This is a genomic window from Mesorhizobium sp. WSM4817 (genome assembly GCF_055811135.1).
Map to the genome: position 1 here is coordinate 13,952 of NZ_JBVVQQ010000004.1, position 25,330 is coordinate 39,281.

Consider the following 25,330-nt stretch of genomic DNA (forward strand, 5'->3'; position numbering starts at 1 on the left):
TCAGCGTGCGGCGATCAGCGCACCGGTGCCGATCATGGCGCCGCCGGCAAACCTGTTCATCAAGCGCATCCGCCTTGGCGTCTTGAACCAGCCCGAAGCCTGCCCGGCAAGCACCGCATAGACGCCCATAGTGATAATGTTGACGCCGATCGCGACCGTAACCACAAGCAGCCCCTCAGCGAAGTTCATTGCATTGAGATCGAGGATCAACGGCATGATGGAGGCGTGGAACAGGATCGCCTTGGGATTGCCCAATGCGATGGAGATGCCGAGGTAAAACGATCGAGACAGTCTTGCCTGCGTAACCTCCAGTCCATTCGATCGCGCGGAAGCCGATCTCCACATCCTGACGCCAAGAAACATCAGATAGGCTGCACCCGCATATTTCAGGATGAGAAAAACCCATTCGAAGGTCTGTGCCAGTGCCACGAGGCCGAGCAGCGCCAAAGTCACCAGCACCGCGTCGCCGGCGGCGATACCGAGGCCAGCCAGGAACGCGCGAACGAACCCGCGCGAGACGCCGTTGGCAATGACCGTGAATACCGCCGGGCCAGGCGTGGCGGCGGCAAATGTGATCGCAGCGCAGTAAGCCAGAAATGCCGTCAACGTCATGGTCGTATCTTCCCCTTCGGCACCCGGACCCGCCGGAAAACAGCAACGATCTCCTCGCGGCTGCATTCGACGGCGCCTAGCCGCACCGCGCGGTCGCGCTCGAAGCCGGTTATGTCATAATGCGGCGCCGATGTCTTCGGCGGCCCCTGATAGGACGAGCGCTTGACGCCGAGCTGTGCTGCAAAACGATGCAGCTCGTCGGTGTCGTCGGCCAGCAGGTGACACCAGCGGTGGCCGACCCATTTCCAGATCGCCGCGTCGACATAGACCGCCATGAGGCTTGCCGCACTCCTTCATCTTGCGCCGACCAGCGGAGCCGCAGCTCACCCGCAGCCGAGATCCAACGTCAGCGATGCCAATGCTAGAGATGCCAATCCTAGCGATGATAGAAGGGATTCGGATAGAAAATGAAGCTGCCGGCGGCTTCGAGTTCGGCCACGGTCGTGGTGATGGTCTCCTGCATGCGCCGGTGCAGTTCGGCGAGAGCATCGTCGATCGAGCCAGGATGGGCGTGCAATCCCAGCGGCTCCGGCACCCGGATATGCGCGCAGCGCGGCCCGGCCGGTTGCGGTACGAAGCAATTGACCGTGTCGCGCAGCGTGCCCTTGCAATAATCGTTGCGGATACGCTTCAGATGCTCTGCGATCTCCTCTTGCGCAATGCGCGGATTGGCTGAGGCCCACGGTCCGACGCGTTGGAGACGCTGGATCGTGTCCGCCAGCGAGCGGATCTGTTTTTGTCGCACGGCGTCGCCGGTGCCTTCCCGCAGCCAGCGGCGCGCCCGGCGCAAAAGCTCGGCGATCTCGCTGGCGCCGGGATCGACCGAAATACCCTCCCCCAGGCGCCGGCTCAATTCGAGCAGCAATTGCTTGTGCCGCGTAGCATACGTAGCCCGTTCGTCGGGCGCCATGCCGCAGGCAATCTCATCGCGCGACAGCAGCGTCGCATAGATATGGTGGACGCGCTCCGGCAGCGTATCGGCGGCACGACGCTCAATCTTCAGGCTCTTCTCGACATAGGCGCATTCCTGCGCCAGCGCCGGCTCGACATTTTTGGTGAAGGCGAGCTTCCAGACGACCGGCGCGATCCAGACTTTGAAATCCTGATCCGTGACGCGACCGCGCTTGAGCGCTTCGAACCCCATCTCGACCGCCCCCGGAAGAAGTGGAGCGACGACATTGCCATGCCAGCCGACGCCGCCTTCGGGATGCAAGAGAACGCCATGCCCTTTCAGCGCCCAGGCGATCGAGTGTTCCTTGGCAGCGCCGCTGTTGCCGGGTATCTGGGCGATCAGATTGTTGGCCAGCCAGAATTTCTGCATGATCCGGCCGAGGCCGTTGACGACGCCATGCGTGGCCCAAGATGCCGCGAGCGGACTGACCCTCGAGACGATCTCCTTGTCGATCATCCAGTCGGTGAAGAATTCCGGATGGTTGGGCGTGATGAACGTTGCCTTGCCTGCGCCGCAACAGGCCTTCAGCCGCTGCCGGTCGTCGTCGGGAAAGTCGATATGGCGGACATTGGCGACACCGCGCAATCCGGCCACGCGGTTGAACGGCAACAGGTCGCGAAACCCGGGAATGCCACGCAGCATGACGACCCGGTTGACGACAGTCATGATCCTGATCAGCGCCGGATTGGGCGTCGGCGCCACGAACACATCGATTTTGCTCAACCCACCCCCCGATCGATCCCTCGGCGTAGAGGTTGAAATGCAATTGCGGCGTGTTCAAGTCATTCGCCGCCGCCTTGCGGGCGTGGCTAACCCAAGGCTCTATTTCGGCGGACAGGGTTTCGTCTGATCGAACAGCGAAAGATTGACCAGCTTGCCGGTCATCGAGAAGTCGTTGTAGTCCATGAGCAGGTCGCGCGTGATGCCGTTCTCATGCAGCTTGAAGCTGATCCGGTATTCCGGCACCTCCTCGCCTGACTTGTCGGTGCTGTCGAAATAGGCGATGTCGACTGGCCAGTATTTGTCGGTGGCGAGTTTTGCCAGTGCCGGCACTTCCGGATCGGTCTTGTCGGCATCGGCTTTCTTGCCGACGACGACGGTGGTGGTCATCACCTTGTTGGCATCTTCCGAACCGTCGAACAGGTTGGTTTCGTAGAAATTTTCGCCCTTTTCGGCCTTGTCGATCAGTTCGGCCAGATGCTGCGTCGGAAACTGTGTGGCCGGCAGTTCGACGCTGCTCTTCTCCGGCTTGTCGATGTCGACCTTGAGGCCGTTTGTCTCCTTCGTCGCGGTGCCCTTGACCTCCTTGTCGAGAGTCTGGTCGACAAAGGATTTTGTCACGAACGAGAAGGTCTTGCCTTCGGCGTCCTCGAAAGTGGTCGTCTGCTGGTCGGTCAGCCTTGTATTCTCGTTGGTGACGATCTGGGTGACGAAACGGAACTTCACCGTATAGCCTTCGCAAGGCGAGCCGTTGAACTCATAGACCATGCGGCCGGAAATGCCGGTGATGCCGGAGCGGTCAGAGGCCTTGTCCAGGGTCAGATCGTAAACCGCGCGATGCGCCTGCAGCGCCGGTACGGCAAAAGCCGGCGCCATCGAGAACACCGCTGGCAGCAGGACAGCGTGGAATGCGAGGCGTGTTGCGCGCATGAGGGGCTCCGATCATCGCGCCTGATGGCAGGCCGCAGGGAAAGAGGGTCCAGCTTAAAAAAAGTCGTGGCGGAAGCGAGGCAAAAATTGCAATTTCGGCCCGGCCTGCGCAGCGTCATCAAGCAATAGGGAAATACCATGAGTGAAACAATCGAAAAGCGGCTAAGCGATCTCGGCGTGACGCTTCCGGTCGCTGCCGCGCCCGCCGCCAATTACGTGCCCTATTGCGGATCAGGCAATCTGCTGTTCATCGCCGGACAGCTGCCACTCAGCGAGGGCAAACTGCAGGCGAGTGGCCTGCTTGGACGTGATGTCGACATTGCAATCGGCCAGGAAGCGGCAAAATACTGCGCGATCAACATATTGGCGCAGGCCAAGGCAGCACTTGGCGATCTCGAGAAAATCCGCCGCGTGGTGAAGATCACCGTCTTCGTCGCCTCGACGCCGGATTTTTTCGAGCAGCACCTGGTTGCCAACGGCGCCTCGGATCTACTGGTTGCAGTGCTCGGCGATCCCGGCAAGCATGCTCGCGCCGCCGTCGGTGCCGCCTCCCTGCCGCTTAATGCCGCAGTGGAAATCGAAGCCATTTTCGAAGTCGAATGAGCCCGGCATGACCGACCTTTCCTGGCTGACCGCCCGTCCCATTGCCCATCGCGGCCTCCACGACATGAACAAGACGCGCTGGGAGAACACGCTTTCCGCCTTTGCCGCTGCGGCTGAACGCGGCTATGCGATCGAATGCGATGTGCATCTGTCGTCAGACCGCATCCCGGTGATCATCCACGATGGCGATCTGAAGCGGCTGACCGGCCAGGACGGTTTCGTCTGGCAGCGCACGGCAGCAGAAATGACGGCCCTCAAGATCGGCGGCACATCAGATCGTCTGCCGACGCTGCAGCAGGCCCTCGACCTGGTCGATGGTCGCGTGCCGGTGGTCGTCGAGTTGAAAGGGGTTCCCGGCCGTGACGAAGGCTTGGTGGAAAGCGTCGGCAAGATGCTCAAGAACTATAGGGGCAAGGCGGCGATCATGTCGTTCGACCACTGGCTGATCCGCGACTTCCCAAAACACGCGCCCGGCATTCCGGGCGGGCTGACCGCTTATGGCAACGAAGTCAAGCTGATCGAGGCGCATTTCGCCATGCTGGCGCACGATATCGCCTTCGCCTCCTACGCCGCCGGCGACCTGCCGAACCAGTTTGTCAGTTTCGTGCGCGAAAGGCTCAAAATGCCGGTCATCACCTGGACCGTGCTCGACCAACCGGCGGTCGACCTGACCTTCAGATATGCCGACCAGATGACGTTCGAAGGATTTGAGCCGGATCTTGTGCAGGTCGCTTGAACTGAGCTTGCATGGACCGGCACGGAGCTTAAATAGGCCTCATGGATCAAGGCGATGAAGGCGACGGGCAAACGGCCAATGGAGAGTATGCGATCCGGGTTGCCTCCGGCATCGGAGCCTTCACCTGCGCCGAATGGGATGGCCTCGGCGGGACCTCACGCGGCGATACAGAAAACGGATACAACCCACTCGTTTCATCCGCTTTTCTGAGCTCGCTTGAGGATTCCGGCTGCGCCGTGCGGCGCACCGGCTGGCAGGGCCATCATCTCAGGCTCGAGACAGCGCAGGGAAAGCTGCTCGGTGCCATTCCCTGCTACCTGAAATCGCACAGCCAGGGCGAATATGTATTCGATCACGGCTGGTCGGACGCGTTCGAGCGCGCTGGCGGGCGTTACTATCCAAAACTGCAATGCGCCGTGCCGTTCACGCCGGTCACCGGCCCTCGCCTGCTGGTCAACAAGGGCGAGGACAGTCGCGCCGTGAAGGCCGGCCTGGCAGCCGGCCTGAAGGCGGTGACGGAAAAACTCGGCGTTTCCTCCGCGCACGTGACTTTCGCGCAGTTGGGGGATGTCGAAGCGCTGGAAGCGGCGAGTTTTTTGCACCGCACCGACCAGCAGTTCCACTTCTTCAATGAAGGTTATTCGACCTACGACGATTTTCTCGCCACTCTGGCATCGCGCAAGCGCAAGGCAATGAAGAAGGAGCGGCGCGAGGCGCTCGGTCACGGCATCTCGATCGACTGGCTGACCGGCAAGGACCTGACCGAAAGGGTCTGGGACGACTTCTTTGCCTTCTACATGGATACCGGGAGCAGGAAATGGGGGCGGCCCTATCTCAGCCGCGCGTTTTTCTCGATGATCGGCGAGCGCATGGCCGACGACATCCTGCTGGTGATGGCCAAGCGCAATGGACGCTACATTGCCGGTGCCATCAATTTCATCGGTTCCGATGCGCTCTACGGGCGCAACTGGGGCTGCATCGAGGACCACCCCTTCCTGCATTTCGAGGTCTGCTATCACCAGGCGATCGACTTCGCCATCGACCGTAAGCTGAAAGTGGTCGAAGCCGGCGCGCAAGGCGAGCACAAGCTGGCGCGCGGCTACAGGCCGGTGACCACGCATTCGGCGCATTACATCGCGCATCCCGGCTTGCGTAACGCGGTCGCCGACTATCTAAGGCGCGAGCGCCGCGAAGTGGAGCGGATGGCCGGCTATCTCGAAGAGCACACCCCGTTCCGCAAGGATCTGGCGGACGATTAGAGCGACATGCGTCCAATTGGACGCACAAAGCACGCTCGAAAGCATCGTACTTTCCGAAAATCGATTCCGATTGTCGGGTCGATGCGGTAGGAGCAAGGCACAATCCGGAGCCCACGCCATGGCCGAAAAAACCACCTACGACAGCAACAATATCTTCGCGAAAATCCTGCGCGGTGAAATCCCGTCGCATCGCGTCTATGAAGATGACGCGGTTGTCGCCTTCATGGATGTGATGCCGCAAGGTCCGGGTCATACGCTGGTTGTGCCGACGGCGCCGTCGCGCAACCTGCTTGACGCGGATCCGGCAACATTCGGCCCACTCTTCGCCGTCGTGCAAAAGGTGGCGGTGGCGGTGAAGAAGGCCTTCGGCGCCGATGGCGTCACCATCCTGCAGTTCAACGAGCCCGCTTCGGGCCAGACCGTCTACCACCTCCATGTCCACGTCATTCCACGCTTCGAGGGCATCCCTTTGAAGCCGCATAGTGGGCAGATGGAGAAGCCGGAAGTGTTGGCTGAGAACGCTGGCAAGATACGGATGGCGCTGGCAAACTGACGCCGGGCGCCCGTGTTCGGCCACCCGCCAGCTCTTCATCCAGCAAAAAAAGCCCCGTTTCCGGGGCTTTTTTAGTTTTCAGGCCATCATCCCTTGCGGGGCAGTTGCGGCACCAGGCTGCGCTTGCTGCCATCCTTGCCCTTGGGCTCCGCCTTCTGCGCGACCGCCTTTTTCGCGGTCGGCTTCTTGCCGGCAGCTTTCCTGGGCTTCGGCGTGTCGTCCGGTTCTTCCTTCTTCGGCTTGACCGGCGCCTCGTCGGCGAGCGACTCGAGCTTCAGCCCGGTTTCGCCGGTCTCTTTCTTGTCGACGGTGACACGCACGGTGCCGCCCTTCTTGAGCTTGCCGAACAGCACCTCGTCGGCCAGCGGCTTCTTGATGTGCTCCTGGATGACGCGGCCGAGCGGCCGTGCTCCCATGCGCTCGTCATAGCCCTTCTCGGCCAGCCAGGCGATCGCCTCCTGCGACAGGTCGAAGGTGACGCCACGCTCGGAGAGCTGGGCCTCGAGCTGCATGACGAACTTCTGCACCACCTGGTGGATGACCGGCACCGGCAGCGAGCCGAACGGGATGATCGCATCGAGACGGTTGCGGAACTCCGGCGTGAACAGCCGGTTGATCGCTTCGACATCGTCGCCTTCGCGCTTGGTCGAGCCGAAACCGATCGCCGCGCGCTGCGCATCCGAGGCGCCCGCATTGGTGGTCATGATCAGGATGACATTGCGGAAGTCGATCTGCTTGCCGTTGTGGTCGGTCAGCTTGCCATGGTCCATGACCTGCAACAGGATGTTGAACAGATCCGGATGCGCCTTCTCGACCTCGTCCAGCAACAGCACGCAATGCGGATGCTGGTCGACGCCGTCGGTCAACAGGCCGCCCTGGTCGAAGCCGACATACCCGGGAGGCGCGCCGATCAGCCGTGAGACTGTGTGGCGTTCCATATATTCGGACATGTCGAAGCGGATCAGCTCGACACCGAGCGAGGCCGCGAGCTGCTTTGCCACTTCGGTCTTGCCAACGCCGGTCGGTCCCGAGAACAGGTAGGAGCCAATCGGCTTCTCCGGTTCGCGCAGGCCGGCCCGCGCCAGCTTGATCGCCGAGGTCAAAGCCGTGATCGCGGTGTCCTGACCGTAGACGACGCGCTTCAGCTCGATGTCTAGACCGGCCAGCACCTTCTCGTCGTCGGCGGAAACCGTCTTCGGCGGAATGCGGGCGATGGTGGCGATCGTCGCTTCGATCTCCTTGATGCCGATGGTCTTCTTGCGCTTGGCCTCCGGCACCAGCATTTGCGAGGCGCCGGTCTCGTCGATCACGTCGATCGCCTTGTCCGGCAGCTTGCGGTCGTTGATGTAGCGCGCCGACAGTTCGACCGAAGCCTTGATCGCCTCAGCCGTGTAGCGAACCTTGTGGAACTCCTCGAAATACGGCTTGAGACCCTTCATGATCTCGATGGCGTCCTCGATGGTCGGTTCGTTGACGTCGATCTTCTGGAAGCGCCGCACCAAGGCGCGGTCCTTCTCGAAGAACTGGCGGAACTCCTTGTAGGTGGTTGAGCCGATGCAGCGGATCGTTCCGGACGACAGCGCCGGCTTCAACAGGTTCGACGCATCCATGGCGCCGCCAGACGTCGCTCCTGCCCCGATCACGGTGTGGATCTCGTCGATGAACAGAACCGCGCCCGGATAATCCTCGAGCTCCTTGACGACCTGCTTCAGCCGCTCCTCGAAATCACCGCGATAGCGGGTGCCGGCCAGCAATGTTCCCATGTCGAGCGCGAAGATGGTGGCGTTGTGCAGCACTTCCGGCACGTCGCCCTCGACGATGCGCTTGGCGAGGCCCTCGGCGATCGCCGTCTTGCCGACGCCGGGGTCGCCGACATAGAGCGGATTGTTCTTGGAGCGGCGGCACAGCACCTGGATGGTGCGGTTGATCTCGGACTCGCGGCCGATCAGCGGATCGATCTTGCCGGCCTTGGCCTTGTTGTTCAGATTGACGCAATAGGCGGTCAGCGCGTCCTGCTGCTGCTTTTTCTTGCCGCCGTCCTCTTGCGGCTCGGCGCCGCTCTGGCCCTGCTCGTCATCGGCGCCGCGCGGCGACCGCGTCTCGGATGCGCCGGGCCGCTTGGCGATGCCATGCGAGATGTAGTTGACCGCGTCGTAGCGGGTCATCTGCTGCTCTTGCAGGAAATAGGCGGCATGGCTCTCGCGCTCGGCGAAGATGGCAACGAGCACGTTGGCGCCGGAGACTTCCTCGCGGCCGGACGACTGCACATGGATCACCGCACGCTGGATGACGCGCTGGAAACCGGCCGTCGGTTTGGAATCCTCGTCATAGCCGGTAACGAGATTGTCGAGCTCGGTGTCGATGTAGGTGAGAACCGTATGCTTCAACTCGTCAAGATCGACGTTGCAGGCGCGCATGACCGCGGCCGCCTCGGTGTCGTCGATGAGCGCGAGCAGCAAGTGTTCAAGGGTTGCGTATTCGTGGTGCCGCTCATTGGCGAGCGTCAGCGCCTGGTGAAGCGCCTTTTCCAGGCCTTGGGAGAAAGCCGGCATGTTACCTCACTTCTTCTCCATCACGCATTGCAGCGGATGCTGATTCTGTCGGGCGAAATCCATGACCTGAGACACTTTGGTCTCGGCCACCTCGAATGTATAGACCCCGCACTCGCCCACTCCATGATTGTGAACATGAAGCATGATGCGTGTGGCGGCTTCACGGTCCTTCTGGAAAAAGCGCTCCAGCACGTGAACCACGAATTCCATGGGTGTGTAGTCGTCGTTGAGAATGAGGACCCGATAAAGGCTAGGCTTCTTGGTCTTGGTTTTAGTGCGCGTGATGACGGCCGTGCCGCGACCGGTCTCGTTGCCGTCGCTGCCGTTTTGCATCCGCACCACATCTGTTGTGGCAGTCAAACCTGTCGTCACGTAACCCTGCCTTTTCGAATCCCCATATGAGTTCGACATGTAGGTCTTCGATGAACGATTTTAAGCCCTTCTGTTTAGCTGACAATATGGCTAGGTGGCCAAACTTGACCGATTTTTCGAAATCGTGAAGGCAGCAGAGCCCCTGATTTCAAATTGAGGGCATCGCATCGAAAGTACGCTAGTCAACGGCAAGGGAAAACGAAGCCTGAACTCTGTCATGCTGCCCACTGCTTCGGTCGATAGGTTGAGCGGTTTTCCGACCCGTCGCTTTGGCGGCACGATCCGATAGGCGTGGAGCACTTACGATTTATCGTAGATGCGTCAGCTAACGAAACAACATGCATCTGAATAACGAACCTGGAGTCGCATGATCCCTTCAGACGCGCTTTAGGTGCCAGCGAGTCTGTTTAGGCCGGACACACTTAGGATTTCCATCTTCCAACACGAGCGAGAACAGCGACAGGCAAGGTGCCGACGAGGACTATGGCAAGTGCCGCGATCGAGGCTTCCTCGTAGGTCCCGCGCGCCGCCTCGCCGTAGAGATGCGTCGCCAGGGTCTCGAAATTAAGCGGCCTCAACAGAAGCGTCGCCGGCAACTCCTTCATGCAATCGACAAACACGAGCAAGCCCGCAGCGACGAGCGACGGTTTCGAAAGCGGCAGAAGAATATGCCGGAATGTGCCAGTCACATTCTGGCCGAGGCTGCGCGCGGCGTGATCGAACGAGCGCGGAATGCGGCTGAAGCCCGCCTCGACCGAACCGACCGCAATCGCCAGGAAGCGTGCGACATAGGCGTAGCCGAGCGCTGCTCCTGACCCGATCAGCAGCAGGCCGGTTGGCGCGCCCAGCCATGCTAGCGCGGTTCGGTCGATCATCTGATCGAGGGCCGCGACGGGCAACAATATTCCGATGGCCACCACGGTGCCAGGCATCGCATAGCCGACCGTGGAAACCCTCTGCAAAGCCGCCGTGACGCGGCCGGGAAGCGAGCGCGCCGTATAGGCGATGATCACGCCGAAGAGCAGGATTGCGAGCGTGGCCATGGCCGACAGGGTGACGGTGTTGAGCGTTTCCGACAAGAGCCGGGGCGACAGCCCTGCGAAACGGACGCGCTTCCACGCCTCGACGACAAGATAGCTCGCCGGGGCGATGAACCCGATGAACACCGGCAGAAGGCCGAGCGCAAAAACCACCAGACCCGAAACGGTGCCGAGACGATGCGGTGTGAAACTCCGCGCCTTTTGTGCGCTCGACCAATAACGCTGACGACGGCGCGCCCAACGCTCGATGGTGACGAGCGCGACCACCAATGACAGCATGGCGAGCGCAATCTGCGCCGCGCCCGGCAGGTCGGACCGCGTCACCCATGTCGTGTAGACCGAGACCGTCAGTGTCTTCACGCCCAGGAACTCCGAGGCACCGATGTCGTTCAGCGCCTCCATCAGCGCGAGGCTGACGCCGACGGCGATCGCCGGACGTGCCAGCGGCAGCGCAACGCGCCAGAAGACGCCGCCTTTGCCACTTCCAAGCGTGCGCGACACCTCGACTAGATTGGCCGCCTGGGTGACAAACATCGCCCGCGTCGTCAGGTACACATAGGGATAGAGCACGAAGCCGAGCAGCACGATGCAGCCGGCCATCGACCGGATGTCGGGAAGGCGGAATTCGTGTGGGCTGGTGAAGCCAAGTGCCACTCTGAGCGCACCCTGGACCAAGCCGATCGGATGGAGAAGATCGAGATAGACGTAGGCGATTATGTAGGTCGGCACCGCGAGCGGGAGGAGCAGCGCCCATTCGAGAAACCTGCGGCCGGGAAAGTCATAGGCGGTGACAAGCCAGGCCGTCGAGGTGCCAAGAAGCGTGACGAGGACACCGACGCCGATGAGTAGCGCCGTGGTCTGCTGGAAGGCCTGTGGCAGCACATAGGCGAGGAGATGCGGCCAGAGCCCGCTCGATCCCCGCAGCGCCTGCCAGATAAGGGCGAGAACCGGAGTCGCCACCAGCACAGCGACAAGCACGGTCGCCATGAACCACAGTCGCCCGGACCAGTACCGGGCGACCTTCACAGTGGAGGCTCTTCGCAGGTCGACATCCGACATCGGGAGATCACCGGGCGCAGCACTGCCCGCGCCCGGATCGCCCATCAGTTGTCGAAGCCGACCTTCTCGGCCAGTTCGCTTGCCTGCTTGCGATGCTTGACGATTTCCGTCATCGGCACTGGATCGACTTTCAACGCGCCGAACGAGGCGATGATCGGGTCGATCGGAGCGCCGGCCTTGACCGGGTATTCGAAATTTGCCTTGGCATAGAGTGTCTGGGCGTCGTCGGAAACCAGATATTCCAGCAGCTTGACCGCCTCACCCTTGTTCGGCGCATGCTTTGCGACGGCCGCGCCGCTGACGTTGACCTGCGTGCCGCCATCCTTGAACGTTGTCAGGACGACCTTGATCGCGTCGCCCCAGGCGACCTGCTCCTCACCGCCCTTGCCGGAGCGCATCAGTCCGACGTAGTAGGAATTGGCGATGCCTATCTGGCAAATGCCGCCGAGGATGTCCTTGGCCACATCGCGGTCGCCGCCGCCCGCCTTGCGGGCGAGATTCCCCTTGACGGCGGCAAGCCATGCTTCCGTCGCCTCGGCGCCGTTATGTGCGATGTAATCGGCAAAAAGAGCGGTGTTGTAGGGATGCTGGCCGGACCGGATGCAGACCTTGCCCTTCCATTTTGGATCGGACAGGTCCTCGTAGTTGAACGCGGCAAGATCGAGATCCTTGGCCGCGTAGAGTACGCGGGCCCGCATCGACAGAGCAAACCAGTTGTTGGCCGGGTCACGCAGGTTCTCCGGGACCGCGGCTTTCAGAACATCGGACTCGACCGGCTGCGTCAGGCCTTTTTCGGCCAGGTCAGCTAGGTTGCCGACATCGACCGTCATGAGAATATCGGCAGGTGAGCTTTCCCCTTCCGAGGCCACACGCTCCGCCAGACCATCTTTCATGAAGACTGTATTGACCTTGACGCCGCTCGAGGCGGTGAAGGCGTCAAGCAGCGGCTGGATCAGCCCAGGCTCACGCGTGGTGTAGATGTTCAGTTCGGCCGCCATGGCGCTGGCCCCGCCAGCGAGGGCGAAGACGCCGCCCACCAGGGCGAGTCGCAATGTGGAAAGGCTCTTCATGAAGCGGTCCTCCATTAATTGATTGGTGCGGCCGGCATTGGTTGACAGCCCGGGAATTGCTCGATCATATGTGAGTAATTTAGTCAAGTTACTTTGCGACCAAAGCGCTTGCGACTTATGCCGCAGCGAATATCAGGACGCCGCCTGGATCTATGGTCAGATGGATCGGCTCACCCGGCTTTACATCGATCCGGCTGGTGGTGCGCAAGCGCAAGAGGTCAGCAACGCCCTCGATCCTGACCAGCAATTGTTCGATCTCACCCAGAAAAGAGCGGTTGACGACAAGCGCCGGCAGACCTTCGTCGGAACCTGAAAGGCAGACAGCCTGCGGGCGGATGCAGGCAAACGCCTTGCCGCCTTCCGGAAGATCGAGCCGGGCTGGAAAGGTGCCCAGCACCGTTTCGACCCGGCCATCGCGGTAGATGCCCTCTACCCTGTTGCACGGGCACAAGAATTCGGCGGCGTAGAGTGAGTTGGGATGATCATAGATATCGTAGCCCGTCCCGACCTGCACAACCCGCCCCTCCTGCATCAGCACAACCCGGTCACCGACGGAAAGGGCCTCCTCCGGGTCGTGCGTGACGAGGATCGCCGTCGTCCCCAAGGCTCTCAACGTTGAAGTGGTCTCCTCGCGCACCCGCTCCCGCAGGCCACGATCAAGGTTCGAGAAAGGCTCGTCCATCAGCAGGATGACGGGTTTTGGGGCAAGCGCCCGCGCCAGTGCGACTCGCTGCTGCTCGCCACCTGAAAGCGTGTGTGGGTAACGGCCGGAAAGCGCCTGGATGCCGATTCGGGCGATCACCTCGGCCGCACGGGCGCTCGCCTCGCGCCGCGACAGCCGCTTGAGGCCGAAGGCCACGTTCTCCTCGACGGTCAGGTGCGGGAACAGGGCATAATCCTGGAACATGAATCCGATGTTGCGGTCTTCGGGCTCGACAAAGCTGTTCGCGCCCGCGATCTCAATGCCATTGAGCAGAATTCTTCCGCTGTCCGCAGTATCGACGCCTGCAATGATCCGCAAAAGCGAGGATTTGCCGCAACCGGACTGGCCGACCAGGCAGACGATCTCTCCAGGCGCAATCGACAGCGAAACGTCATCCAGCGCCTGGGTGTCGCCGAAGCATCGGCTGATGTGTTCCAGCGTTAGCGGAGCGCCGGCATCATTTATCGACCCATGCATCATTCGCCCTCCGACACGCTGGCTCATAGCTGTTTAGATCAGCGTCGATCGGCTGGAAACTTAATTGCCATGAAAAAACCCGGCCGCACGTTCGCGACCGGGTCCGTCTTGCTGGCCCAAGGGCCGTGTTCACATCTTGTAGCGAGATTATTTCGCCTTTGCGACGATCGATTCGAACGGCTTGTAGGCTTCCTTGGCGAGTTCGGCATAGAGGTCACCGATCTTGGTGGCTTCGGTGACGAAGGCTTCGTACGACTGCCTGGCAAAATCGGACTGGATCTCGATCGCCTTCTCCAGCGACTTGGCCGACAAAAGTTTCTCGGCTGCTGCGCTGCCGGCCTCGAAGCTTTTCTTGGTGTACTCGCCCGCCTCGGTGGCGAGGGCCTGCGCGCCCTTGGAAAGGGATGCGAAGCTCTTCAAGCCGCTATCCGCAAACTCCTTCCCGTATTTGCTGAAATCTTCATAGGTCTGGGTCATTCACGCAATCCCTTGCCAGTTGTCCTTGAGCGGTGGACGCGGCCTTTTCTCGGGGCCGCGTTGTGCAATGCAAGTAATATATTGTGCACTGCACAAAAGTCAAGGTTTCACCGACTCTGGGTTTCACCAAGTGCCATCCGGCCAGCAGATCGGCGCAACCGTCGGGAAATGGCTAAGATTCGAATAAAGAAAAGCTCAAGCTCGAAGAAAATGGTGAACGCCGCGGTTACCATAAACGGATTGGTAACGCCGGCCGCGATAGCTTGGCTTGAAGTGAGGCAGGACCCCTTTGCCGCCTCCACCGCAACAAAAATTCAAAGGAACCATCGGTGCGTCAGGCGTTGTCGGGCATTCTCTCCAAATCCGCGTCCTCCTTGAAAACGATCATGATCCTCGCTTTGGCGATGACATTCGTCGTTGCCGGAGCTGCTTCGTCCATGGCGGCGAGGTCGGCGGCCATCGTCATCGACGCCAAGACCGGCAAGGTGCTTTACTCTTCGAATGCCGATGGCCGACGCTATCCCGCCTCGCTCACCAAAATGATGACGCTTTACCTGGCCTTCGAGGCCATGGCGAACGGCAAGATCGGCAAGAACTCCCGGGTCGTCTTCTCGGCCAATGCCGCTGCCGAACCGCCGACCAAACTCGGCGTCAAACGGGGCGGCGCGATCACGGTCGAGACCGCGATCCTGTCGATGGTGACCAAGTCGGCAAACGACTCGGCAACCGCAATCGGCGAACTTCTCGGCGGCAATGAAGCCAATTTCGCCCACATGATGACGGCCAAGGCGCGGGCCCTGGGCATGAAGGGGACTGTTTTCCGCAACGCCCACGGCTTGCCAAATCCCGGTCAGTTCACCACCGCGCGCGACATGGCGGTGCTCGGCATCGCGCTGCGGGAGCATTTTCCCCAGTATTACAGCTATTTCTCGCAGCGTTCCTTTCTCTACGGCCGCAGGCGCATCAACGGCCACAACCGCCTGCTTGGACGCATCAAGGGCGTCGATGGCATCAAGACTGGTTACACCCGCGCCTCCGGCTACAATCTCGTTTCCTCGGTCGACGACGGCGATCGCCGCATCGTCGCGGTGGTCATAGGCGGGAAATCCGGCGGCAGCCGCGACAACCAGATGGCCGCATTGATCAAAACCTACCTGCCGAAGGCGTCGTCGCGCGGCAGCGGCATGCTGATCGCCAAGGCCAGTGGTGGCAACCCGATCACCGCGCTGGCGAAAGTATTCCTGCCCAAGCGCGACGCGCCGACGCCGGACAGCAGGCCGGACGACGATGCGGCGTACAACGAGGCCCCGGACGGCGATGCCATTGCCTCCCTGGTGGAGGAAACCGAGCCCGTCGTTGAAGAAGCCACCCCCGTCGTTGAGACCAGGCCCGTCTCCCAGACCAGGAAGGTCGAAACAGTGGCCGCCGCTACGGCGGACGATGTGGCGACCGCACGGGTCGCAGCAGCCTATGGCGAACCGGCAACGGTCGATCCCGTCAACACGGCATCGGTGCCGTCCGGCTGGGCAGTCCAGGTCGCCTCTTCGCCAAAACAGTCCGAAGCCCAGGCTCTCCTGGACGAGACGAGCAAACAGGCGCCTTCGGTCCTGGCCGATGCTGTGGGCTTCACCGTCGCCTTCGAGAAGGGCGGCGTCACCTACTATCGCGCCCGGTTCGGCTTTGGCTCGAAGACTGCCGCCTCGAAAGCCTGCAACGCCCTGAAGAAAAAGAAAATCGAGTGCTACGCCGTCCACCAGTAGGCGGCGTCGAAACATCTCCCGGAAGAATTCTGCGTCGAAGGAGACTAGTTGTGATTGGAGAGCAAGACGTCCTTGGCTTCGTTGATCCGCGCCGCCAGAAACGAAGTGCCGCCGAGATCGGGGTGCAGGCGCTGCATCAGGCGGCGGTGCGCCTTGCGGACATCCGCCGCGGCGGCCCCCGCTTCAAGACCAAGGATCTTGTAGGCCTCCTCCTTAGTCATGGCGCCCGAACCTGGCGAAACACCCAGCCCGTCGCCACCATTCGCCTCCGCGTCTTTGCGCCAGATGGGAAATCTGCCGTCAAGATACGTCTCTAGCAGCTGGCGGCTCTCCGGGTCGCCGGGGAGTTCGCGATAAAGCTGCTGCAATTCCGCAAGGCTCATCGTGCCTAGCATCTTGCCTTCATGGCGGCCGGCGAGCACGAGCCCCTCCAGATTGCCGGTATCGTGATCAAGCTCCATTTCGAGGGCCGCGGTGCGCACCGTCGAATACTTGCCCGGCTCCAGTTTCGCCGTCGGCCGCTTCATCCGCATCGAGCCATACCAGGCGAGCGCCGTCGACAGGATCAAGCCGCCGATGCCTGCGCGTCCAACCAGAAGCGCGGCGACGCCGATCAGCGCCAGCAGGACAGGCCCAAGCGTCCTCATCCAGCTTGCGAGTTTCGCGGGGTCGGAGCGCAGAAACACCATGGCCACGCCGAGCAGCACCAAAAGCAACGCCACGAATGCGATAGTCGCGCCCATCATTTCCTGCCGCTCCGCAGATGCTCGATCAGCAGCCGGTCTTCCGGCCTGCCCCTGGCCTCCAGAGCCTTCAGCCCGCCCGTCGCAAACACCGCAACCGCCGATAGCAGGCTGGCCAAGGTTGCGGCGGCCCGCCGATCAAATCGGAACCAGGCGCCTTTGGACAGCCGCGCAATATCCTTGAACGCCTTTTCCGCGCCAGCATCATGGCCCTCCTGAAAGACGAAGACAGGAACGCCGTGCAGGCCGAGGCTGCCGGCCTTTTCCGCCAGATCGTCGATATTTTCCTCCATCGCGTCGCCGATATAGACCAGGGCGTTGACCTTGGCCGCCGCCGTCTGTTTCAGCGCATGGGCGAGCACCTTGCCGATCTGGGTGTGGCCGCTGCGGCATTCGATCCGCGTCATCAGCTGCTTCAGCGCGTTCGTATCGGTGACGAATGCGGATGAGCGGCACTCGCCAAAACCGCGAAAATAGACCAGTTGGACCTTGAGCGCCCCGGCCTTGCCGACGGCGTCGAACATCTCGCCCTGCAGCGCACAGGCGAGATCCCAGGTCGGCTGGCGGCTCATGGTCGCGTCGAGGGAAAGGATCAGCCTGCCAGTACCGGTCGCGGACGCAGCCAGCGTCCTTGCCTGACGGATAAACGCGTCGATCTCGCCGGTGCTCGATTGGGATTCGACCGGCGCAGGATTGGCCTTTGCGGGCACGGGCTGCTTCTTGTCGCTCATGACATTCAAGATGTGGCGTTGTCGCACAGCTTGCAAGCCCAGCATGAGGCTATCTGGAGGGCCGGCGATCACCGCAGCTTTGAATTTTGGGGCCTTCCTAGAGAAGGCCGAGATCGGCAAGCTCGCGCCTGAGTTTCGGCGGCATTTCGACCAATCCCGCTTTGCCCTTGGAGAGATCGGCCGGTGCGTCCGACGGTTTCAAATAGCGCCAGCCTTGAAAGGCGCGGCGCGGCTGCCATTCAGTCGGCACGACCGCGGGATCGAGGATCAGGTGACAGCGGCCGATACCCTCGTCATCGGTGAAAGGACGGATTTCGGTGATCAACTGGCGGCACTGCACGTTGCCCTTGATTACCCAGTAGAGGGAACCGCCATCGGTGACCTCGGCGCTGCGCGTCGGCGTCATGCGGGTGGTGTGGTAGTGCTCGACCGGTTCACCGGCGCGCCGCCGTTCGTCGAGGCGGAACGCGATCCACTCTTCGAGATCTTCGACGCTGTCGCAGCCAACGCAGAGCTTTATGAGATTGAGGGACATGGATCAAGGTTTAGTCCGGCGCGCGAAGGCGTCAACTGGCCCAATCGACTTTCTCCACAGTGCCGACTTTCTCCACAGTGCCGCTGTTCTCCACGGCGCCAATCCACAGTGCAAGGTTTGGCTCAGCATTCCACGATATTGACGGCCAGTCCGCCGAGGCTGGTTTCCTTGTATTTCTCGTTCATGTCGAGGCCGGTCTGGCGCATGGTCTCGATCGCGGCATCGAGCGGCACGAAATGAACGCCGTCGCCCTTGATGGCCAGCGACGCGGCAGTCACCGCCTTGACGGCGCCGAGCGCGTTGCGCTCGATGCAAGGCACCTGCACCAGCCCGCCGACCGGATCGCAGGTCATGCCGAGATGATGCTCAAGCGCGATCTCGGCGGCGTTCTCGACCTGCTCAGGCGTGCCGCCCATCACGGCGCACAGCCCCGCTGCCGCCATCGCCGAGGCCGAACCGACCTCGCCCTGGCAGCCGACCTCGGCGCCCGAGATCGAAGCGTTGGTCTTGATGATGCCGCCGACCGCTGCTGCGGTCAGCAGGAAATCGCGGATGCTCGGCTGGTCGGCCTCGGGATGGAAATGCAGCCAGTAGCGCAGCACCGCCGGCAGCGTGCCTGCAGCACCATTGGTCGGCGCGGTGACGACGCGCCCGCCGGCGGCATTCTCCTCGTTCACCGCCATGGCATAGATCGACAGCCAGTCGTTGGCGAGCAGCGGATTGGGCCGGTTCTGCCGCCACTGCTCCTGCAGCTTGTCATGCAATTGTCGCGCGCGTCGGCGCACCTTCAGGCCGCCCGGCATGATGCCGTCCTGCGACAGGCCGCGCTCGATGCAGCTCTTCATCGCGCTCCAGATGCCGTCGAGGCCGGCGTCGAGCTCTTCGCGCGACATCTGCGTCTCTTCGTTGACGCGCTTCATGTCGGCGATGGAAAGACCGCTTTTCGCGGCCATCGACAGCATCTCGACAGCGTTCTTGAAGGGGTATGGAACGTTTTTGCCTTCCGTCGTCACCGAGCCCTTCGCCTTCATCCGCTGCAGCTCTTCTTCGGAAACCACGAAGCCGCCGCCGATCGAATAGTAGATGCGCTTGAGCAGCAGGCGGTCGTCGGCATCATAGGCAGAGAAAGCCATGCCGTTGGCGTGGCCGGAAAGCGGCGTCTTGCGATCCAGCACCAGATCCGTCGCCGGGTCGAAGCGATAGGACGGATGGCCGGGCGGCGAAATCCGCTTCTCGGCGGCGATGCGGTCGACGATGCCGTCCGCCTGATCGGGGTCTACCGTCTGCGGCGTCTGGCCGGCAAGCCCGAGCACGACGGCGCGATCTGAACCATGGCCGATGCCGGTATAGGCAAGCGAGCCGTGCAGGCTGGCGGCGATGCGGTCGACCTTGGCGCCGACCGGGCGTGGCCAGTCATCTCCCGCGACCTCGTCGAGAAAACGCCGCGCAGCCGTCATCGGTCCCATCGTGTGCGAACTCGATGGTCCAATGCCGATCTTGAACAGGTCGAAAACCGAAAGGAACACGCGCCGCTCTCTCCTGTTGGAATCTATATATAGGAATTCCTGTGATGTTTCCGCTCTTTCGAAGATTGCGGCGCTGCACCTGCCGACCTTGTTTGCTCCGGCAGCGACATCGTTGCGTTCCGCCATCGAAGCGCCGCCACCGCTTGTGGTAAGAGGGTTGCATGGGCGATTCCTTCCATTTGTCGACGGCAGACCTCGTTGCGCTTGCCTTCTTCGTTTTCGTGTGGGTGCTGCATACGCTCGCCTCCGACGGAAAGCTGGTCAGGCGCATGTCGCTGACGACGGCGATGAACGTCCAGCGTCAAGCCTGGATGCGGAACATGGCCGAACGCGAGGTCCGCATTGTCGACACCGCCATCATGGCCGGCCTTCAACAGGGAACCGCCTTCTTCGCCTCCAGTTCGCTGATTGCGATCGGCGGCTGTTTTGCCCTGCTCGGCGCCTCCGATCAGGTTGTTTCGGTGCTGAGCGACCTGCCGCTCGGCGCGACGTCGTCCCGCTCCGCCTTTCAGATGAAGGTGTTCGGATTGGTGCTGATCCTTGCCTATTCCTTTTTCAAGTTCGGCTGGGCCTACCGGCTGTTCAACTATTGCTCGATTCTGATCGGTGCGGTGCCGATCCCGCACGGCGAGGCTTCACGCAACCCGGTCAGCGAGACGGCGGTATGGCGGGCGGCGCGCATGAACATGCTGGCCGGAAAACATTTCAATTCCGGCATGCGCGGCGTGTTCTTCTCGATCGGCTATCTCGGCTGGTTCGTCGACCCAAAAGTATTCGTGCTGTCGACGCTGCTGTTGCTGGCGGTTCTGGTGCGTCGCCAGTTCTTCTCGGCGGCGCGGCAAGCCGTGATTGGTCAGCCGCCCGAGCCGACACCCGGTCCGGGAAAAAGCCGATCGATGCGGCCCGACAGCCGGTAGGCGACGAGCCCGGTCCATTCGCGGACCGCCGTGCTGGTAGCTGCAGCGAAACGAAGGGATCGTCGCGAGACAGGCCGATGCCTTCCTTGCCGGAGGTGCGGATCGCCAGATTCAACGGCTGGACGAGGAGCCAGAAGACCTTGGAAAGATGTTAGAACATCCCTCACCCCTTCAGGTGGGAGACGACACTACCACCACTTTTCCGGCTGGAACGTACCCGCAGCCTGTTCGATGACATGGGCGGTCTGGCACAAGGTTTCCTCGTCAAACGGCCGGCCGATGAGCTGCAGGCCGAGCGGCAGGCCCTTGGCGTCGAGCCCTGCGGGCACGGCGATGCCCGGCAGTCCGGCCATGTTCACGGTCACCGTGAAGATGTCGTTGAGGTACATCTTGACCGGGTCGGCGGCCATGTCCTCGTCGGCGATGCCGAAGGCCGCCGACGGCGTCGCCGGCGTCAGGATGACGTCGACGCCGGCAGTGAATGCATTTTCGAAATCCCGCTTGATGAGGTTGCGCACCTTCTGCGCCTGCAGATAGTAGGCGTCGTAGTAGCCGGCGGAGAGCACATAGGTGCCGATCATGATGCGGCGCTTGACCTCGCGGCCGAAGCCGGCGGCGCGGGTCTTCTCGTACATGTCGACGATGTCCTTGCCCGGCACGCGCAACCCGTAGCGGACGCCGTCATAGCGGGCTAGGTTCGACGAGGCTTCGGCGGGCGCGACGATATAATAGGCCGGCAGCGCATATTTGGTATGCGGAAGCGAAATGTCGACGATCTCGGCGCCGGCATCTTTCAGCCAGGCAATGCCCTTCTGCCACAGCGCCTCGATCTCGTCGGGCATGCCGTCGACGCGGTATTCCCTCGGGATGCCGACCTTCATGCCCTTGATCGGCTTGCCGATCGCCGCCTCGTAATCCGGCACCGGGCGGTCGACCGAGGTGGTGTCCTTCGGATCGACCGAGGCCATGGATTTCAAGAGAATCGCGGCGTCACGCACGTCGCGGGCGATCGGACCGGCCTGGTCGAGCGACGAAGCGAAGGCGACGATGCCCCAGCGCGAGCAGCGGCCGTAGGTCGGCTTGATGCCGACCGTGCCGGTGAAGGCGGCGGGCTGGCGGATCGAGCCGCCGGTGTCGGTGGCGGCGGCGCCGGCACACAGGAACGCCGAAACGGCGGAGGCCGAGCCACCCGACGAGCCGCCCGGCACGAGCTGGGCGTTATCCAGCGTACGCGCGGTCCTGGTGCCGCCGGCCGAGACAAAACCGCCATCGCCCTGATGCGTGGTCGGCATCACCATCGTGTCGACGCGCGAACGCCGCCATGGATTGACGACCGGGCCGTAGTAGGAGCTCTCATTGGACGAGCCCATGGCGAACTCGTCCATGTTGAGCTTGCCGAGCATGACGGCGCCGTCGGCCCACAGATTGGCAGTGACGGTCGATTCGTAGTGCGGCTTGAAGCCGTCCAGCACATGGCTGCAGGCTTGGGTGTGGATGCCTTCGGTGCCGAACAGGTCCTTGACGCCGAGCGGAATGCCTTCGAGCGACCCGCCCTCGCCCTTCGCAAGCTTTGCGTCCGAGGCCCTGGCCATGTCGCGCGCCTTGTCATCGGTTACGACGACATAGGCATTGAGCGCCGGATTGGCCCGCTCGATTGCCTGGAGATAGGCTTCGGTGATCTCGGTTGCGGTGATTTCCCGGGCGCGCAGCTTGGCGCGGGCCTGCGAAATCGTCAGGTGGGTCAGGTCGCTCATCAGGCAAGGCTCTTTTCGTAAAACACCGACCACCCGGAATCGGGATAGTCCAGCACCGGGCCGCAGCGCGAAAATCCGGCGCGTTCATAGACGGTCCACGCAGCCGGATGGCGGTCGCCGGTTTCCAGCACCAGACGCTTCAGTCCTTCATTGCGCGCCAGCGCCTCGATTCGCTCGACGATCCCGGCGCCGATCTTCTGCCCGCGATGCGAAGGCCGCGTGTACATGCGCTTGACCTCGCCGACGGCGCCGTCATGGCGTTTCAGCGCGCCGCAGCCGATGGCGAGGCCGTTGTCACGAGCGATGAAGACAGTCGTGTCGTTGTCGGCCATCTGCTCGACGGTCATGTGGGAGCAGTGCTCCGGCGGCGTCAGTTCCAGCAGCGTGTCGTTGAGCTCCTTGACCAGCCCGCGCACGTCGTCCTGCAGCGGCGTTTCGATGGCGATCTCGATTGCCATCGGCCCGCTACTCCACGACCTTCGGAACGAGGAAGAAATTCTCTTCGGTCGCCGGTGCGTTGGCGACGATGTCGGCCGCCTTGCTGCCGTCGGTGACGACGTCCGGGCGCTTCTTCATCTCCATCGGAATGACCGACGTCATCGGCTCGACGCCGGCGACGTCGACCTCGTTCAACTGCTCGACAAAGCCGAGAATGGCGTTCAACTCGCCGGTCATGCGCTCGGCATCCGCCTCGCTCACCGCAATGCGGGCGAGACGCGCGACGCGCTTCACTGTCTGCAGATCAACGGGCATATTTGCTTGTGCCTCGGGAAAACCAGTCCGCGCTATAGCGGCGCGGCGCGTGCCGCGCAACATGCATCGTGCCGAGAACTCAGCCAGAAGGTCTATGGCAGGGCCACACCGTCGCAGAGGAAAAAGCTGCCGCTGTTGCCGCTCGCCTCGCTTTCGTCTTCCGCAGGTCGGACCGAAACCAGATCGATCTGCTTCGGGCTCAATTGCGTTACGGAGAGAACGTCCGGAAAGACATGTCCCGGCTCCTGACATATGGCTGTCACCGCCCAACTCGGCGATAGCGTCGCCTTGCTGATCTGAAGGAACTCGCAATCGTATTCGACGCTTTGCAGGCCACGCGCCGAGAGCACGATGTTGCCGGCGTCGATCAGCGCCTCCAGTGTGTACTTCTTGGCCTGCGTACAAAGCTCCTCGGACTGGAGATAGACGCCTTTGATGAAGTCCTCCGCGGCGGGAGCCGGGGAGGCCACAGAAAGAACAGAAATGAAAAGAAAGCCCCTCAAAACCATGTTTTCACTCCATTTTGGCGCCTTATACCTAGCGTCTTCTACAAGCTAATCGTCCCGCCGATCTCCGGCAACGCCACCTTCACGCCGGAACCCTCCAGCCCCGCGACAAACTTGTCGGCGGTCTGGTCGATGATCGGAAACGTGCCGAAGTGACTGGGAATGACCGTCTCGAACTGAAAGAAGCGCCGGCAGGCAAGGGCTGCCACCGCGCCGCCCATGGTGAAGCGGTCGCCGATCGGCACGATGCCGATCTTCGGCTCATGCAGTTCATTGATCAGCGCCATGTCGGAAAAGATGTCGGTGTCGCCCATATGGTAGAGCGTCTTGTCTTCCTGGAAATGCAGCACCAGCCCGCCGGGATTGCCGAGATAGGTGTTCTGGCCCTTGTCGCCCGGGGACGACGAGGAATGCAGCGCCTGGACGAAGGTGGTGGTGAAGCCGCCGCAATCGATCGTGCCGCCGATATTACCCGGATTGATCTTCTTGTCGCTGACACCCTTGCCGACCAGGTACATGCAGACCTCGAAATTGGCGACCAGCATGGCGCCGCTTTTCCCGAGCACTTCGAGCGCACCGCTGATGTGGTCGCTGTGGCCGTGGGTCAACAGCACATGCGTGACCCCTTCCGCCGGCTCTTCCCAGCCGCCCGTCCATGACGGATTGCCGATCAGGTAGGGATCGATGAGGATTTTCGCCTCGGCGGTTTCGACGCGAAATGCGGAATGTCCGTACCAGGTCAGTTTCATGAATGCCTTCCTCGATTTTTGCTTCGCCAAAGGATAGAACGCCGGCAGTGAAATTAAAGTCCCACAGCGTCCATTGCGGCGTATGGTTCGAGGAAAGCCGTTGAGCATCATCACCATCGAGGAGTTGCCGGCGCGGCTCGGCGGCGGCAAGACGCTGGCCGGGCTCGACCTTGGCGACAAGACGATTGGCGTGGCGGTTTCCGACCGGGGCTTTGCCTTCGCCCACCCGCGTCCCGTCATCATGCGCAGGAAATTCTCGCTGGATGCCGCAGTGCTGCTCGCCTTGCTGCAGAAAGAGAATGTCGGGGCCGTGGTGCTCGGCCTGCCGGTCAACATGGACGGGTCGGAGGGCCCGCGCGCCCAGAAATCCCGCGCCTTCGCCCGTAACATGGCTGGTGTGACCGACCTGCCCTTCGTCTTGTGGGACGAGCGGCTGTCGACGGTGGCGGCCGAGCGGACGCTGATCGAGATGGATTTTTCGCGCCGCAAACGCGCCGGCAAGATCGATTCGGCCGCGGCGGCCTTCATTCTGCAGGGCGCGCTCGACCGGCTTCAGACGCTCGGCGTCGACGCCTGGTCGAAATAGCGGTCGCGCATTATCCTGATCCAGCCACCGATCACCCGGCGTCGGCGAAACGCCCAAAACGCCATGAGCAGCAGGCTGTCGAGGATGCAGGCCTTTGCCACCATGCCCGGAATGAGCGCCGGATCGATGCCAAGCATCTCGCCATAGAGCTGGAAGACGAGGTCATGCAATTGGCGGCTCAGCATGACGTAGCCGAAATTGATGTCGTTGAGCGACAGGAAGAACCAGCCCCAGAACAGGGCGAGCGGCGTCGCCCATAGCGCGAACAAGGTGCGCATCAGCGGTCCCTCAAGTTCGTGTCCGGCCACAAGGTCGCGTCCAGGCTGCCTGAAATGCGCGAGAGCGCCGAGTTGTGCGCCGCCGCCTTCGCCATCGAGGAGCTCAATATATGCCGCATAGCGTTCCTGCTTCCGTAGACAGGACAGTGGGCTTTGCGGCCTGCCGCTGCAATGGAAACCATTTGTTAAGGTTAACGGTCATCCACAGCGGCGGTGAGCGTTATCTCGCCTGATACCGTGGCTTGGACGTGGATTTCGCCCGCTCCCCAATAGGCCCTGGGCCAGTCATCGGAACGATCTGACACCACCAGACGCTTGATACCTCAACTTCAGCTGCTGACCTTGATGTCGTTATCCGCGCACCAGGTCTTCAACGC

The 25,330-nt window shown here is 62.0% G+C and carries 28 protein-coding genes; 7 read left to right on the top strand and 21 right to left on the bottom strand.

The window, feature by feature from the left end:
- The 4 genes from AC0L2K_RS07130 to AC0L2K_RS07145 all read right to left on the bottom strand — a co-directional run bounded on the left by AC0L2K_RS07130 (position 1) and on the right by AC0L2K_RS07145 (position 3,214).
- Positions 1–612 carry a LysE family translocator gene (locus AC0L2K_RS07130; RefSeq protein WP_473530985.1) on the bottom strand — a complete coding sequence of 204 codons (612 nt, stop codon included), beginning with the start codon at positions 610–612 and terminating at the stop codon, positions 1–3.
- Positions 609–887: a DUF4031 domain-containing protein gene (locus AC0L2K_RS07135; RefSeq protein ID WP_027151900.1), complete on the bottom strand. Its 279-nt coding sequence runs from the start codon at positions 885–887 to the stop codon at positions 609–611. The genes AC0L2K_RS07130 and AC0L2K_RS07135 overlap by 4 nt, the downstream gene beginning before the upstream one ends.
- A 101-nt stretch (positions 888–988) precedes the next feature.
- Positions 989–2,287, bottom strand: a complete 1,299-nt coding sequence (locus AC0L2K_RS07140; protein WP_473530986.1) for a hypothetical protein — start codon at positions 2,285–2,287, stop codon at positions 989–991.
- A 99-nt stretch (positions 2,288–2,386) separates the two neighbouring features.
- Entirely contained in the window at positions 2,387–3,214 is an 828-nt protein-coding gene (locus AC0L2K_RS07145; protein WP_023801218.1) for a cell envelope integrity EipB family protein, read from the bottom strand.
- Between the two features lie 138 nt (positions 3,215–3,352).
- Here AC0L2K_RS07145 and AC0L2K_RS07150 point away from each other — a divergent pair, with 138 nt between their 5' ends.
- The 4 genes from AC0L2K_RS07150 to AC0L2K_RS07165 all read left to right on the top strand — a co-directional run bounded on the left by AC0L2K_RS07150 (position 3,353) and on the right by AC0L2K_RS07165 (position 6,365).
- Positions 3,353–3,817, top strand: coding sequence for a RidA family protein (locus AC0L2K_RS07150; RefSeq protein ID WP_473530987.1), 465 nt, complete (start codon positions 3,353–3,355; stop codon positions 3,815–3,817).
- A gap of 7 nt (positions 3,818–3,824) precedes the next feature.
- On the top strand, positions 3,825–4,553 hold the full coding sequence (locus AC0L2K_RS07155) for a glycerophosphodiester phosphodiesterase (RefSeq protein WP_023801216.1): 729 nt from the start codon (positions 3,825–3,827) through the stop codon (positions 4,551–4,553).
- A 41-nt stretch (positions 4,554–4,594) separates the two neighbouring features.
- Positions 4,595–5,812, top strand: a complete 1,218-nt coding sequence (locus AC0L2K_RS07160; RefSeq protein ID WP_473530988.1) for a GNAT family N-acetyltransferase — start codon at positions 4,595–4,597, stop codon at positions 5,810–5,812.
- Between the two features lie 118 nt (positions 5,813–5,930).
- The gene (locus tag AC0L2K_RS07165) at positions 5,931–6,365 is read left to right on the top strand and encodes an HIT family protein (protein ID WP_287174268.1); all 435 of its coding nucleotides are present in this window, start codon (positions 5,931–5,933) and stop codon (positions 6,363–6,365) included.
- Positions 6,366–6,451: 86 nt separating this feature from the next.
- Here the strand turns inward: AC0L2K_RS07165 and clpA are convergent, their stop codons facing one another.
- From clpA to AC0L2K_RS07200, 7 genes are all read right to left on the bottom strand, one after another.
- Entirely contained in the window at positions 6,452–8,917 is a 2,466-nt protein-coding gene (clpA, locus tag AC0L2K_RS07170; RefSeq protein WP_287228656.1) for an ATP-dependent Clp protease ATP-binding subunit ClpA, read from the bottom strand.
- A 6-nt stretch (positions 8,918–8,923) separates the two neighbouring features.
- Positions 8,924–9,250 (bottom strand): ATP-dependent Clp protease adapter ClpS, encoded by a 327-nt coding sequence (gene clpS / locus AC0L2K_RS07175; protein WP_023801212.1) that lies wholly within the window; start codon positions 9,248–9,250, stop codon positions 8,924–8,926.
- Between the two features lie 461 nt (positions 9,251–9,711).
- Positions 9,712–11,388: an ABC transporter permease gene (locus AC0L2K_RS07180; protein ID WP_473530989.1), complete on the bottom strand. Its 1,677-nt coding sequence runs from the start codon at positions 11,386–11,388 to the stop codon at positions 9,712–9,714.
- 44 nt (positions 11,389–11,432) lie between these two features.
- Positions 11,433–12,458 (bottom strand): extracellular solute-binding protein, encoded by a 1,026-nt coding sequence (locus AC0L2K_RS07185; RefSeq protein WP_128168145.1) that lies wholly within the window; start codon positions 12,456–12,458, stop codon positions 11,433–11,435.
- 115 nt (positions 12,459–12,573) lie between these two features.
- Entirely contained in the window at positions 12,574–13,641 is a 1,068-nt protein-coding gene (locus AC0L2K_RS07190; RefSeq protein ID WP_287174274.1) for an ABC transporter ATP-binding protein, read from the bottom strand.
- A gap of 144 nt (positions 13,642–13,785) precedes the next feature.
- Positions 13,786–14,115 carry a phasin family protein gene (locus tag AC0L2K_RS07195; protein ID WP_287228651.1) on the bottom strand — a complete coding sequence of 110 codons (330 nt, stop codon included), beginning with the start codon at positions 14,113–14,115 and terminating at the stop codon, positions 13,786–13,788.
- Positions 14,116–14,449: 334 nt separating this feature from the next.
- Positions 14,450–14,575 (bottom strand): hypothetical protein, encoded by a 126-nt coding sequence (locus AC0L2K_RS07200; protein WP_280809885.1) that lies wholly within the window; start codon positions 14,573–14,575, stop codon positions 14,450–14,452.
- On the opposite strand from AC0L2K_RS07200, the gene AC0L2K_RS07205 reads away from it, so the two are divergent.
- Positions 14,553–15,875, top strand: coding sequence for a D-alanyl-D-alanine carboxypeptidase (locus tag AC0L2K_RS07205; protein WP_287174276.1), 1,323 nt, complete (start codon positions 14,553–14,555; stop codon positions 15,873–15,875). The genes AC0L2K_RS07200 and AC0L2K_RS07205 overlap by 23 nt on opposite strands.
- Before the next feature lie 44 nt (positions 15,876–15,919).
- Here the strand turns inward: AC0L2K_RS07205 and AC0L2K_RS07210 are convergent, their stop codons facing one another.
- The 4 genes from AC0L2K_RS07210 to AC0L2K_RS07225 form a co-directional block, all read right to left on the bottom strand.
- Positions 15,920–16,621: a DnaJ domain-containing protein gene (locus AC0L2K_RS07210; protein WP_198032858.1), complete on the bottom strand. Its 702-nt coding sequence runs from the start codon at positions 16,619–16,621 to the stop codon at positions 15,920–15,922.
- Entirely contained in the window at positions 16,618–17,349 is a 732-nt protein-coding gene (locus AC0L2K_RS07215) for a VWA domain-containing protein (RefSeq protein ID WP_287174278.1), read from the bottom strand. Before AC0L2K_RS07215 ends, AC0L2K_RS07210 begins: the two co-directional genes overlap by 4 nt.
- A gap of 97 nt (positions 17,350–17,446) precedes the next feature.
- Positions 17,447–17,884, bottom strand: coding sequence for a DUF1489 family protein (locus AC0L2K_RS07220; protein WP_023801205.1), 438 nt, complete (start codon positions 17,882–17,884; stop codon positions 17,447–17,449).
- A 122-nt stretch (positions 17,885–18,006) separates the two neighbouring features.
- Positions 18,007–19,410: an L-serine ammonia-lyase gene (locus tag AC0L2K_RS07225; RefSeq protein WP_128168142.1), complete on the bottom strand. Its 1,404-nt coding sequence runs from the start codon at positions 19,408–19,410 to the stop codon at positions 18,007–18,009.
- A 161-nt stretch (positions 19,411–19,571) separates the two neighbouring features.
- Between AC0L2K_RS07225 and AC0L2K_RS07230 the strand changes: the two genes are divergently transcribed.
- A complete protein-coding gene (locus tag AC0L2K_RS07230) occupies positions 19,572–20,327 on the top strand; it encodes a DUF599 domain-containing protein (protein WP_023801203.1) in 756 nt (251 codons plus the stop codon).
- Positions 20,328–20,515: 188 nt separating this feature from the next.
- Here AC0L2K_RS07230 and AC0L2K_RS07235 read toward each other — a convergent pair whose 3' ends face one another.
- The 5 genes from AC0L2K_RS07235 to AC0L2K_RS07255 form a co-directional block, all read right to left on the bottom strand.
- Positions 20,516–22,081 carry an amidase gene (locus AC0L2K_RS07235; RefSeq protein WP_473530990.1) on the bottom strand — a complete coding sequence of 522 codons (1,566 nt, stop codon included), beginning with the start codon at positions 22,079–22,081 and terminating at the stop codon, positions 20,516–20,518.
- Complete coding sequence (locus AC0L2K_RS07240; RefSeq protein ID WP_023801201.1) at positions 22,081–22,539, bottom strand: GNAT family N-acetyltransferase; 459 nt, start codon at positions 22,537–22,539, stop codon at positions 22,081–22,083. Before AC0L2K_RS07240 ends, AC0L2K_RS07235 begins: the two co-directional genes overlap by 1 nt.
- Before the next feature lie 7 nt (positions 22,540–22,546).
- Positions 22,547–22,834, bottom strand: a complete 288-nt coding sequence (gatC, locus tag AC0L2K_RS07245) for an Asp-tRNA(Asn)/Glu-tRNA(Gln) amidotransferase subunit GatC (RefSeq protein ID WP_473530991.1) — start codon at positions 22,832–22,834, stop codon at positions 22,547–22,549.
- A 92-nt stretch (positions 22,835–22,926) separates the two neighbouring features.
- Positions 22,927–23,343 (bottom strand): hypothetical protein, encoded by a 417-nt coding sequence (locus tag AC0L2K_RS07250; RefSeq protein WP_128172397.1) that lies wholly within the window; start codon positions 23,341–23,343, stop codon positions 22,927–22,929.
- Between the two features lie 38 nt (positions 23,344–23,381).
- Positions 23,382–24,089: a metal-dependent hydrolase gene (locus AC0L2K_RS07255; protein WP_473530992.1), complete on the bottom strand. Its 708-nt coding sequence runs from the start codon at positions 24,087–24,089 to the stop codon at positions 23,382–23,384.
- Between the two features lie 100 nt (positions 24,090–24,189).
- Between AC0L2K_RS07255 and ruvX the strand changes: the two genes are divergently transcribed.
- Positions 24,190–24,675: a Holliday junction resolvase RuvX gene (gene ruvX, locus AC0L2K_RS07260; RefSeq protein ID WP_473530993.1), complete on the top strand. Its 486-nt coding sequence runs from the start codon at positions 24,190–24,192 to the stop codon at positions 24,673–24,675.
- Here the strand turns inward: ruvX and AC0L2K_RS07265 are convergent.
- Positions 24,642–24,983, bottom strand: a complete 342-nt coding sequence (locus AC0L2K_RS07265) for a DUF6105 family protein (RefSeq protein ID WP_473530994.1) — start codon at positions 24,981–24,983, stop codon at positions 24,642–24,644. The two genes, ruvX and AC0L2K_RS07265, sit on opposite strands and share 34 nt — an antisense overlap.
- Positions 24,984–25,330 lie beyond the last annotated feature (347 nt).